Genomic DNA, 11979 nt, shown 5'->3' on the forward strand with positions numbered 1-11979 from the left:
CAGACAGACGCGTGGCGGCGACCTAGGAATGATGACATCATCGCGCGCATTGCCGATGGAGGTGACACCATGCGCCGTCCGGTCCTTCGCAATTTGTTTCTTGCCTCCAGCCTTGTCGCGCTCGCGCAATTGATGACGCCGACCGACGCCGACGCCGAGGCGCGGCTCGCACTCGTGATCGGTCAATCGGCCTATCGCACCGTGCCGGAGCTGCCCAACGCCGCCAACGACGCCAGGGGCATGACGGAGCTGCTCGGCAATGCCGGCTTCACCGTCACCACGGCGGCCAATTTGGCGCAAAACGAGATGCGCGCTGCGATCTCCGATTTCGCCGGCAAGGTCAGCGCCAGCGGCGCCGACACCGTCGCACTGGTGTTCTATGCCGGCCACGGCCTCCAGATCGACGGCGAGAACTATCTGGTGCCGGTCGATCTCGATCCCAAGCGCGAGGCCGACATTCCGCTCCAGGGCGTGCGACTGAACGATCTGCTCAACACGCTCGGCGCGCTGCCGACGCGGGCACGCATCTTCATGCTCGACGCCTGCCGCAACAATCCGTTCCCTGCGCTCAGCGGCGCCGGCCACGGGCTTGCAATCGTCGACACCAAGGCCGGCGCGCCCGGCTCCTTCATCTCCTATTCGACCTCGCCCGGCGCGGAAGCCGAGGACGGCTCCGGCGTCGACAGCCCCTACACCACGGCCGCGCTGACCGTCGCCAAGCAGCCGAACCTGCCGATCGAGGAAGTGTTCAAGCGCATCCGCATCGCCGTGGCGCAATCGACCGACGGGCGGCAGATCCCGTGGGAGAGCTCGTCGCTGACGACCGACTTCAGGTTCTTCGGCGGCGAGAGCAGCGGCGGACAGCCTTCTCTCCCGGGCGCATCCGCCATGGCACTCGCCAGCGGCACGCGCAGCGTCGCGGACTGGCGCAAGGATTTGCAGGGCAAGGAGCCGAAGGCTGCCTATGAGCTGGTGATCGCCGACGACACCGTCGAGGCGTATCAGGCCTATGTCGAGCTCTACGCACAGGCCTCCTACACGCCGCGCCTGCGCACGATCCTGGAGCGCCGGCGCCAGATGCTGGCCTGGGAGCGCGCGACCGCGATCAACACCCGCGCCTCGTTCGAGGCCTACCTGGCAAATTGGGACAACAGCGACCTCGCCGCAACCGCGCGCCGGCTGCTGCTCCGCGTGCAGAACCGCAACTATGCCTTGCCGGTCGCGGCCGCAGCGGCCCCTGCTCCGGTCGCCGTCGCAATGGCCCCGACCTGCCCGTGCTCGGCGCCGTCGACACCGGCAACGCCGGTCAATCCGGCGGTGGCGCCCGTCATCAAGAAGCGCGTCGACGACACGCCGCCGAAGCGAAAGGTGGTGGAGACGCCGTCGAAGCCGCGCCGGCCGCCGCCCGACGAAGTGGTCTACGAGCGCGCGCCGCCCCCTGGCCCGCCACCTGAAGCCGTGGGCGTCGGAATTGGCGTCGGGATCGGTCTCGGCATGGGCATGGGCGGCCGTGGCGGAGGCGGCTACGGACGCGGCGACTACAACCGCGGCAGGTACTGAGCCCCAGTTCACCAAGCGAATGGATGTCCGCAGGCCCTGCCTGCGGACATTTCTGTTGATGGTGAGCGGCCAGCAACTCTCGTGCCCCGGACGCAGCGCAGCGCTCCCGGGGATGCGACGCATCGTCCGGTGCGGTGCGCTGCAGAGGCGGGGCCCATGTACCAGCGAACTGTGCGGCGCGATGGGTCCCGGCTCTGCGCAGCAACGCTGGGCGTTGCAGCGCGTCCGGGACACGAGAGTTGCGGATATTTCGCCTTCTGTGGCCTTCCGGAAGTACTGTAGGCTGATCTGCCGACGCCAGCCTTTCCGGGGATTCCATATCGATGCCGCACGACGCGCCCGCCAAGAGCTCATGGCCGCTGTTCCGGTCACTCGCGTCCTATGCCCTGCCCGGCGACCTCATGGCGGGCCTGACGCTGGCGGCGATTGCGATCCCCGAGCAGATGGCCACGGCGCGGCTCGGCGGTTTTGCGCCGCAGATCGGCTTCTTCGCGTTCATGGCCGGCTCGCTCGGTTTCGCGCTGCTCGGCGGCAACCGCTTCCTGTCCTGCGGCGCGGATTCCACGATCACGCCGATCTTCGCCGGCGGACTTGCCGCGCTCGCGGCCACCGGCTCGCCTGAGTATCAGGGGCTTGCCATCGCGCTGGCGCTGATGGTCGGCGCGATGATGCTGGCCAGCGGCGCTTTCCGCCTCGGCGGCATCGCCAATCTTCTGTCCGTACCGGTGATGGTCGGCTTCCTCGCCGGCATCTCCGTCCACATCATCGTCTCGCAACTGCCGGGCGTGCTCGGGCTTCCATCACCAAGCGGGCCGACACTCGAACGCATCGGCGTGCTCGCGACCGAACTCGGCCGCACCAACCCCTTCACGCTCTGCATCGGGCTCGGTGTGCTCGCCGTGGTCTTCATCGCCGAGAGGGTCAGCGCGAAAATTCCGGGCGCGCTGATCGGGCTCGTCGCCGCGACGCTGGCCACAATCGCGCTCGGCCTCGAAAGCAAGGGCGTCAGCGTCGTCGGCGCGGTGCCCGGCACGCTGCCGCGACCGACCTTGCCTGACCTTGCGCCGGAACTGTGGGTGCGCCTGGTGCCACTCGCCTTCGTCATCACGGTCGTGGTGATGGTGCAGACCGCGGCGACGACGCGGTCGTTCCCGTCCGATCCCGACAAGCCTGCCGATGTCGACCGCGACTTCCTCGGTGCGGGCGCCGGCAGCGTGCTGTCCGGCCTGTTCGGCGCGTTTCCGGTCAATGCCAGCCCGCCGCGAACCGGGATCGTTGCCGAGACCGGTGGACAATCGCAGCTCGCCGGCCTTGCGGCCGGGGCAATCGTGCTGGCGCTGCTCGCGTTCGGGACGGGGCTGCTGCAGCACGTTCCGGACGCCGCGCTCGGCGGCATCCTGCTGTTCGTGGCGCTGCGGATCATCCGGGTGAAGCAGATCGCCATGATCTACCGGCAATCGTTCAGCGAGTTCCTGCTGATCGTCGCCACTGCCGCGCTGATCATCGTGCTGCCGATCCAGCAGGGCGCCTTCCTCGGCATCGTGCTGTCGCTGCTGCACGGCATCTGGAGCACGACGCGCGCGCGGCTCGTCGAGTTCGAGCGCGTGCCGGGCACCACGATCTGGTGGCCGGCGCATCCGCACATCACCGGCGAGCGCGTCGCCGGCGTCGCCGTGATCGGGCTCCAGGCGCCGCTGTCCTTCCTCAACGCGCCGGGTTTTCGCAGCGACGTGGCGAAAGTGCTCGGCACCTCGACGCCGCAGCTGCTGGTGCTGGAGGCGAGCGGCATGGTCGAGATCGACTTCACCGCCGCGCAGATCCTGCTCGACGTCTTCAAGGCGTGCAGCGAACAGGGCGTCACCGTCGCGCTGGCGCGGCTGGAATCGGCGCGCGCGCAGAACGCGTTCGAACGTTTCAGACTGTTCGACGCCCTGCCCCGCGAACACGTCTTCCACAGCGTCGACGAGGCCGTGCGCAAGCTGGCGAAATAACCACCGCCTTCACTCGGTCCGCCGCCCCAAAGGGAGCGATACTTTTGGTCGCCGGCCAGTTCGCGGAGTAAGACCATGGCCGCCGCGTCAAAGCTAGCACTTGATTTCCTGCTGCGACGGGCGACAATGATGTCGCGCCAGCTTCCGGTACCGAACTTCATATAAGACGGGGAAAACCCGCTTGGCCGCGGCTATACCGTCGCTGCGCGGGAGGGATCGTTATGACGGTAGGGTTCAAGCGCTGGCTGCAGCGCCGACATGATCCAGGCCGCCGATCGTATCGCCGTTACGATTGGGTGCGATGCAATCGCGCCGCTGCTCCGCGAAGAACGCCCCCTGGTTCGCGGCGAACTCGCCACCCCGGCGCTGCAAGTGGAAGGCCACCAAAGGATCATCGAGCCAATGCAATGCGCACGTTGTCGCGTGCGCATGCGTTGAGCCACGGAGGCGCGATAGACTGAAAGGCACTCCAGGCCGGCGTTAGACTGGCCAAAGGATATTAGCTCAGACACACCGAGGGAGGAATGCATGACGACGGTAACCCGACGTAACATCCTCAAGGGCGGCACGGCGCTTGTGGGCGGCATGGCCGGCATCCTGGCCACTGGCAGGGCTCCCGTTTTTGCACAGGGCACCACGGTACACTGGCTGCGTTGGAATGACTTCGTGCCAGCTTCCGATCAGCTATTGCGCAAGGAGCTGCTGCCTGCTGCCGAGAAGGCGCTGGGAATCAAGATCAATCTTGAGACTGTGAATGGCAACGACCTGCAGCCGCGCATCACCTCGGCGATCCAGTCGGGCTCAGGTCCCGACATCATCATGCTCTTCAATAACCACCCGCAGATCTATTCGGAGAGCGTCATCGACCTGTCCGACATCGCAGGTCGTGTGAGCGAGGCCGAAGATGGCTATTATGATCTGTGCAAGTCCAACTCCGCCGACGGCCAAAAATGGATCTCTTTGCCGTGGACCATCGTCGGCGCCATGATCGCCTACCGAAAATCCTGGTTCGATGAGATCGGCTCATCGACCTTCCCGGACACTTGGGAGAAGTATCGCGAGGTTGGCAAGAAGCTCAAGGCCCAGGGCCGGCCGATCGGTCAGACGCTCGGCCACACGTTCGGTGACGCGCCGACGTTCAGTTACCCGTACATGTGGTCGTGGGGCGGCACCGAGGTCGAGAAGGACGGCAAGACTGTCAACATCAACAAGAAAGAGGTCATCGAGTCCGTCAAGTTCATGACGGCTTTCTGGAAGGAAGCCCACGACGAGGGCGGGCTTGCCTGGGATGACACCAACAACAACCGTGCGTTCCTGTCGCAAACCATCTGCGCCACGCTCAACGGCGCTTCGATCTACATCGAATCGCTGCGCAACCCCGACAAATATATTACTGAAAAAGGCGCACAGCTGAAGACCGACATCCAGCACTCGCCGTTGCCCAAAGGCCCGGCCGGCCAATTCGCCATGCACACCTATTTCTCTCACGTCATTCCGAACTATTCGAAGAATCAGGACGGTGCGAAGGCGTTGTTGAAGTGGGTCCATACCAAGGCGAACTACGAGCCGTGGTTCGTCTCCCAGAAAGGTTTCGCGACACCGCCGACCCACGAATGGGAGAAACACAAGTTGTGGGAAGAGGACAAGGTCATGGCGCCCTTCAAGATCGCCGGCCTCCTGGGTCAGACGCCCGGGTACCCTCTGCCCTCATCAGGCAAGAAGGCTGCCGAAGTGCTCACCAAATACATCATCACAGATATGTACGCCAAAGCGATCCAGGGCGCTCCGGCGGAGGATTCCGTGAAATGGGCGGAAGTCGAACTCAAGAAGGTCTATTCTTGAAAGTACGTGCGCAGCACGTCGCACGGCTGCGAAGTGGCTGCCGCGCGCCCCGCGTCTCGGACTTGTACGGTGCGCCGTCTCTCTGTGAGGCGGCGCGATCAAAGTTTCGCATGACGCGTCTGTTGGCGTGCGCTTAGAGGTGAAGCGAGATGGCGATCGCCGAGACCCAAGTCTACATGCCGCAGGCGCCGCGGCCCAGAATCCGGCTGCTTGAGGACGAGCGTTGGCTCGCATTCGTGCTGCTGGTGCCGACCCTGGCGCTGCTCGGTACGTTCATCGCCTATCCGTTCTTGCGCGGCATCTTGTTGTCGGTGACCAACTCGCGCGTCGGCGTTCCAGGCGAGTTCGTCGGCCTCGCCAACTTCTACAAGATCTTCAATGACGGGATCTTTCGCACCTCCGTCTACAACACGTTTCTTTATACGGGCGTAACCACCGTCTTCAAGCTGGCGCTCGGGCTGTGGCTGGCCATGCTGCTCAACCGGAATTTCCGCGGCAAGGCTTTCACCCGTGCTTTCATCCTGCTGCCCTTCATCATCCCGACCGTGCTCTCGACTTTCGCCTGGAAGTGGATGTTCGACCCGACATTTAGCGTCCTCAATTGGCTCCTCTACCATCTCGGTTTGATCAGCGGTCGGATCAATTGGCTTGGCGATCCAGACCTCGCCATGATCTCGATCATCATCGTCAACATCTGGCGCGGAGTGCCATTCTTCGCCATCAGCCTGCTCGCCGGCCTGCAGACCATCAGTCCCGAACTTAGCGAGGCCGCCGCCATAGACGGTGCCAGGCCGTGGCAGCGGTTCTGGCACATCACCTGGCCCCTGCTGCTGCCCGTGACCATGGTCGTGGTGCTGTTCTCGGTGATTCAGACGTTCGCCGACTTCCAGATCGTCTATGTGATGACAGGCGGCGGACCAGCCAATGCAACGCACCTGTTCGCCACCTACGCCTATCAGATCGGCATCGGCACCGGCCTCCTAAGCGAGGGCGCTGCCATCTCGCTCGCCATGTTTCCGGTCCTGTTTCTGGTCGTTATCATCCAACTTCTCTACATCCGCCGCGTGGAGGTCCGCTGAGCCATGATCGAGGGCGCAAGGTGGCGAAAGTGGGCGTTCTTCTACGTCCCCATGGCGATGTTCCTGCTTTTCCTGCTGTTCCCGTTCTACTGGATGGTGATCACTTCGGTGCGGCCGGACGGCGAGCTTTACCGACCCTGGAATTCGATCAACTACAATCCGTTCTGGACCTGGAACCCGACCTGGGACCATGTCAGGTACCTGTTCGAGGAGACGCTGTTTGCATCGTGGCTGTGGAACACGACGTTCATCGCGCTCGCGTCAACCGCCATCTCGCTCGTGTGCGGCGTGTTCGCCGGCTATGCTCTCTCGCGGCTGAACTTTCCATTTGCAGGCAGCCTGGGCACCGGCATCTTCATCACCTATCTGGTGCCTCAAACGCTGCTCTTCATTCCGCTGGCAGAGATCATCCGCAACTATCGGCTGGGTGACACGCCCTGGTCATTGATCCTGACCTATCCGACCTTTCTCATTCCGTTCTGCACCTGGCTCATGATGGGCTACTTCAAGGCGGTGCCCAAGGAGCTCGAGGAATGCGCGCGCATTGACGGCGCCTCGCGCTGGCAGGCCATGCTCTACATCGTCATCCCGGTGGCGATCCCGGGCATCCTCTCGGCCGGCATCTTCGCTTTCACCCTGTCGTGGAACGAGTTCATCTACGCACTTGTCTTCCTGTCCTCGCCTGGACAGAAGACCGTGCCGGTCGGCGTCACATCGGAGCTGATCCGCGGCGATGTATTCTTCTGGGGACCGCTGATGGCTGGCGCCCTGCTCGGATCGATCCCGGTTGCTATCGCCTATTCGTTTTTCGTCGAGCACTACGTCGCAGGACTGACTGGATCGGTGAAGGGCTGACAGCACCCCGGATCATCAGGAAAGTGGGCATGCGGAAGGCGGGTGGAGCGAATGGGCCAGGTCGCCCTCAAGGGGATCAACAAGTTCTACGACAGCGTGCACGCTGTCAAAGACGTCAATCTGCAGATCCGCGACAAGGAGTTCGTGGTGTTCGTCGGACCGTCCGGCTGCGGCAAGACCACGACGCTGAGAATGATCGCCGGGCTTGAAGCGATCAGTTCCGGCGACATTTCCATCGACGGAAACGTGGTCAATGAATTGGCGCCGATGGACCGCGACATCGCCATGGTGTTCCAGAACTACGCCCTGTACCCGCACATGAGCGTGCACGACAACATGGCGTTTGGCCTGAAGATGCGCAAATTCGAAAAGCCCGAGATTGACAAGCGCGTGCGGGAGGCGGCCGACATCCTCGGCATCGGTGAATTGCTAACGCGCAAGCCGCGCCAGCTGTCCGGCGGCCAGCGCCAGCGCGTGGCGTTGGGTCGTGCCATTGTGCGTCACCCCCGCGTGTTCCTGTTCGACGAGCCGCTGTCGAACCTCGATGCCAAGCTGCGGGTGCAGATGCGCGTTGAGCTGAAGAAGCTACATCTGCGTCTCGGGACCACAGCCATTTACGTTACCCACGATCAGGTCGAGGCCATGACGCTCGGTGACCGGGTCGTCGTCATGAAAGACGGCGTGGTCCAGCAAGTGGGGGAGCCGCTCGAACTGTACAATCAGCCCGCCAACAAGTTCGTCGCCGGCTTCATCGGCTCCCCGGCCATGAATTTCGCCGCCGTTACGGTGACCGAGGCAAACGGATCGCTAATTGCCGAGAACTCCGGCCTGCGCATCAAGCTGCCGGACGAGACCGCGCAGCGGCTGCGCGGCCATATCGGACGCGAGGTCATGCTCGGCGTGCGGCCGGAGGACCTTACCGTGGCGGGTAGCGCTGATCTCGGCCACTCATGCTTCGATGCTGTGATTGAGGTGGTCGAGCAACTCGGCTCGGAAATCCTGCTCGATATGAAGGTCGGCGAGAGTATCATGGTGGCGAGCGTCGAGCCGACCGCGAGGGTGAGGGTGGGCGACAGGCTGCGCGTTGCCATGCGGCCTTCCAGGCTTCATGTTTTCGACGCGCAGACCGAGGCGGCCATCTAACCCCGGCAGAGGATCAATTCCACCGGTGAGCGGGAATTCGCCTTCTTGTCACCAGCTTCGATGACGCCCGGAGAGCGCGATGGCACTTGGCTCGCTGCCGGGCACACCGGATCTACGAGTACACGCCTCTAGGCCAGTGTCGGATGATCCCGCTGCACGGCCTCGCGGATCCAGCTGGCATGGATCGCGCGAAACAGGATCTGCGCGGTCTTGAGGTCGTTCGCTGTCATGCAGAGATTCACGATGCGATGGACGGCGGCGTCGCGCATCAATCCATCCGAGATCTTCATCGCGATTTCCATCGCCACCTTGGCCGCGCGTTCATAGCGCTCACCTTCGCGCGTGTCGTTGCGCGCCGAACCGGCCGCGCTCGCGGCCGCGGCGTCACAGATCGCGCGGATGCGCTCGGCGGCCTCGATATCGCCGAGCGGTCCTTCGATCGTCTCGTCCCAGATGTCCGCCGGCTTCTGCTTTGCGAACCACTTCATCGCCCCGTCACCAATGGTCTTCCAGCCGCCGTCGTTCCGGCCTCCCGCCTCGCCCAGCATAGAGAGGCCCATCGAAATCGGCGAGGCGATTTTTCCGCCACGCATTATCGATATGCGGTCAGGACGTCCGACGTGGTCCGATGGCCTCGAACTGCGCCTTCTGCTCGTCATTCAGCGTGGCGTAGAAATCCTCCAGCGCTGCGCGAACCGACTTGACGCCGTCGAGCATCGTGTCGAGCCGCTTGCGAACCGCCGCCATTCGCGCCGGCGGCGTCATCACGTCGCTGGGCTCGCAGGCCGCCTTGAGCGATGCGCTGACCTTGGCGCTGGTATCCTGGAGCACCTGTAGCGCGGCGCGCTGGGTGTCGTTGGGATGAAGCCTCGCCTCGATGTCAGTGCTGGGCCAATCGAGCGCAGCAGGCGTCGCGCAATTCTGGACCAGCGATCCCCCGGTGTTACTGGAAGCCGTCGCACGACGCTGATCCTCGGCCAGCGCATTGAAGCGCGCCTTCTGCTCGTCGGTGAGCGAGCCGTAGAATCGATCGAGCGCGGGCTGAACGAGATCGACGGCTTTCTCCATCGCCTCGATGCGCTGCTGCATCGCCGTCAGCCGACCTGGCGCTGTCGCCGCGACCTGCGACGGGCAGGACGCGCGGATCATCTCGGACGCCTGGATCGAGGCATTGCCGAGTTCGTCGAGGCTTGCGCCTTGCGCCTCGGTCGGCTGCACCGCGGCGGCGATCTGGTCGATCGGCAGACCGACGATTTCGCGGCGGTCGCTGCCGCAGAGCCGATCCAGCGGGACGCCGCGCGCCTGGCGCCGTCCCTGCGGCCGCTGCGGCAGATAGGCCGAGAGACCGTCATAGCCGTAGGGCCCGAAGATGCCGGCATAGATGTCCGGATAGCCGTAGCCCCAGAAGCCGAGACCATCGCCCCAGATCGTGTAATCGTAGAGATCGTTGTAGGCGAACGGCCAGAACAGCGGTCCGACCCAGCCATAACCGCCGCCCGCATGTTGCCACCACCCGCTGCTGGCGCCGTGCCAGCCGGCCAGTGCGGCCGCCGCTGCGATCTGGGCTCGCGCGGTCGGATTGCTGATCAGACGGCCGTTGCGGAAGGCGCTGGAATGCACGTTGAGGGCGTTGCGAAAATTCGCAGGACGGACGGCCGCATTGCGGATCTGGCCGAAGTTCGGGCCGCGATGTCGCGCGCCAGTTGCGAAGCGGGGCCCGCCATGATGCCCGCCGCCATGCGCGTGCCCGAAGCCATGACCGCCAAAATGGCCGCCTCCATGATGACCACCACCATGATGACCGCCGCCGTGATGGCCACCGCCATGCCCGCCTCCATGCCCGCCTCCGTGCCCACCACCATGGCCGCCACCGTGCCCGCCCTTGCCCAGAGCCGTGCCCGCCAGCATGCAGGCAAGCGCCATCACGGCAATTCCAATGACAGGTCGCAACATCGCATCCTCCCGCAGAGCCGCGCCATCGAGGCATCGGAAATTGACGGGATTGGAACCGGCCTGACTGCCGAAAGTTCCGCGACCGCGTCGCAGCCGGCCGCGCGCTATGCCTCCGGCACGATCTTGCCGGGATTGAAGATATTCAGCGGATCGAGCGCCTTTTTCAGCGCCCGCATCGCGTCGAGCGCTTCGGGGCCGAGTTCCGCCTTGAGATATTTCTGCTTGCCCTGGCCGATGCCGTGCTCACCGGTGCAGGTGCCGTCCATCGCCTGCGCGCGCTCGACCAGGCGATGCATGAACTCCTCGCCGCGTGCCATCTCGTCGGCATCGTTGGTGTCGCAGACCAGCGAGCAGTGGAAATTGCCGTCACCGACATGGCCGACGATCGGCGACAGCAGGTTGAGCCGCTTGAGATCTTCCTCGGTCTCACCGACGCAATCGGCAAGCCGCGAGATCGGCACGCAAACGTCGGTTGCAACCACACCGATGCTGTCGCCGGGACGCAGCGCCTTCACCGACCAATAGGCGTCGTGCCGCGCCTGCCACAGCTTGGTGCGATCTTCCGGCTTGGTGGTCCAGGAGAAGTCGCCGCCGCCGCAATCCTTTGCGATCTCGCCGAAGGCCTTGGACTGCTCGCCGACCTCGACCTCGCTGCCGTGGAATTCCATCAGCAGCAGCGGTGTTTCCGGCAGCGTCAGCTTCGAATAGGCGTTGCAGGCCTTCACCTGCGCGGCGTTGAGCAGCTCGATGCGCGCCACGGGAATGCCGGTCTGGATCGCCAGGATCACGGCCTGACATGCCCCGTGCACGGTCTCGAACGACACCGCACCGGCCGCGATCGTGTCAGGGATGCCGCGCAGGCGAATGGTCAGCTCGGAGATGATGCCGAGCGTGCCTTCGGCGCCGACGAACAGATGCGTCAGGTCGTAGCCGGCGGATGATTTCTTGGCGCGCGTGCCTGTGGTGATGATCTCGCCGTCGCCACGCACGACCTTCAGCGCGAGCACGCTATCGCGCATGGTGCCGTAGCGCACCGCGTTGGTGCCGGAGGCGCGGGTCGAGGCCATGCCGCCGAGCGAAGCATCCGCGCCGGGGTCGATGGGGAAGAACAGGCCCTGGTCGCGCAGATGCTCGTTCAGCGCCTTGCGGGTGACGCCGGGCTGGATCACGCAGTCGAGGTCCTCGGCATGCACCGCGAGCACCTTGTTCATGTCGCGCAGGTCGATCGAGATGCCGCCGGCCGGCGCATTGACCTGGCCCTCGAGCGAGGTGCCGGTGCCGAAGGCGATGACGGGCACGCGGTTCGTGGCGCAGATCCGCACCACGTCCTGGATGTCGGCGGTCTCCTGCGCCATCACCACGCCGTCCGGCGGCTGGTTGACGATCCATGTGGTGGTATGGCCGTGCTGCTCGCGAACGGCCTGCGAGGTGATGAGGCGGTTGCCGAACCGTGCGGCAAGCTGCTCCAGCGCGCTTGCGAGGGCTTTCGGCTCGACCCGCGGCGGATTATTGGTGATGGTCGTACCCACGGACATTCCTCCCGACAGAAGAACCGT

General features: G+C 64.5%; 10 protein-coding genes. 6 read left to right on the plus strand and 4 right to left on the minus strand.

Annotation, left to right across the window (positions count from 1 at the left end):
- Positions 1-69 precede the first annotated feature (69 nt).
- Both J4G43_RS38810 and J4G43_RS38815 read left to right on the plus strand, forming a co-directional pair.
- Complete coding sequence (locus J4G43_RS38810) at positions 70-1560, plus strand: caspase family protein (RefSeq protein ID WP_208088153.1); 1491 nt, start codon at positions 70-72, stop codon at positions 1558-1560.
- 323 nt (positions 1561-1883) lie between these two features.
- On the plus strand, positions 1884-3551 hold the full coding sequence (locus J4G43_RS38815) for a SulP family inorganic anion transporter (RefSeq protein WP_208088154.1): 1668 nt from the start codon (positions 1884-1886) through the stop codon (positions 3549-3551).
- Between the two features lie 234 nt (positions 3552-3785).
- On the opposite strand, the gene J4G43_RS38820 is transcribed toward J4G43_RS38815, so the two are convergent.
- Entirely contained in the window at positions 3786-3959 is a 174-nt protein-coding gene (locus J4G43_RS38820) for a hypothetical protein (RefSeq protein WP_161495774.1), read from the minus strand.
- Positions 3960-4079: 120 nt separating this feature from the next.
- On the opposite strand from J4G43_RS38820, the gene J4G43_RS38825 reads away from it, so the two are divergent.
- The 4 genes from J4G43_RS38825 to J4G43_RS38840 all read left to right on the plus strand — a co-directional run bounded on the left by J4G43_RS38825 (position 4080) and on the right by J4G43_RS38840 (position 8470).
- The gene (locus J4G43_RS38825) at positions 4080-5393 is read left to right on the plus strand and encodes an ABC transporter substrate-binding protein (RefSeq protein WP_063981582.1); all 1314 of its coding nucleotides are present in this window, start codon (positions 4080-4082) and stop codon (positions 5391-5393) included.
- 149 nt (positions 5394-5542) lie between these two features.
- Positions 5543-6472, plus strand: coding sequence for a carbohydrate ABC transporter permease (locus J4G43_RS38830; protein ID WP_063981581.1), 930 nt, complete (start codon positions 5543-5545; stop codon positions 6470-6472).
- Positions 6473-6475: 3 nt separating this feature from the next.
- Complete coding sequence (locus tag J4G43_RS38835; protein WP_085399493.1) at positions 6476-7327, plus strand: carbohydrate ABC transporter permease; 852 nt, start codon at positions 6476-6478, stop codon at positions 7325-7327.
- Positions 7328-7378: 51 nt separating this feature from the next.
- The gene (locus J4G43_RS38840) at positions 7379-8470 is read left to right on the plus strand and encodes an ABC transporter ATP-binding protein (RefSeq protein ID WP_208088155.1); all 1092 of its coding nucleotides are present in this window, start codon (positions 7379-7381) and stop codon (positions 8468-8470) included.
- Between the two features lie 128 nt (positions 8471-8598).
- On the opposite strand, the gene J4G43_RS38845 is transcribed toward J4G43_RS38840, so the two are convergent.
- The 3 genes from J4G43_RS38845 to J4G43_RS38855 form a co-directional block, all read right to left on the minus strand.
- A complete protein-coding gene (locus tag J4G43_RS38845) occupies positions 8599-8958 on the minus strand; it encodes a hypothetical protein (protein WP_208089531.1) in 360 nt (119 codons plus the stop codon).
- Between the two features lie 118 nt (positions 8959-9076).
- Positions 9077-10423, minus strand: a complete 1347-nt coding sequence (locus tag J4G43_RS38850; protein ID WP_208088156.1) for a Spy/CpxP family protein refolding chaperone — start codon at positions 10421-10423, stop codon at positions 9077-9079.
- 104 nt (positions 10424-10527) lie between these two features.
- The gene (locus J4G43_RS38855) at positions 10528-11952 is read right to left on the minus strand and encodes an FAD-binding oxidoreductase (RefSeq protein WP_208088157.1); all 1425 of its coding nucleotides are present in this window, start codon (positions 11950-11952) and stop codon (positions 10528-10530) included.
- Positions 11953-11979 lie beyond the last annotated feature (27 nt).

Source organism: Bradyrhizobium barranii subsp. barranii, assembly GCF_017565645.3.
In the GTDB taxonomy this organism is placed as follows: domain Bacteria; phylum Pseudomonadota; class Alphaproteobacteria; order Rhizobiales; family Xanthobacteraceae; genus Bradyrhizobium; species Bradyrhizobium barranii.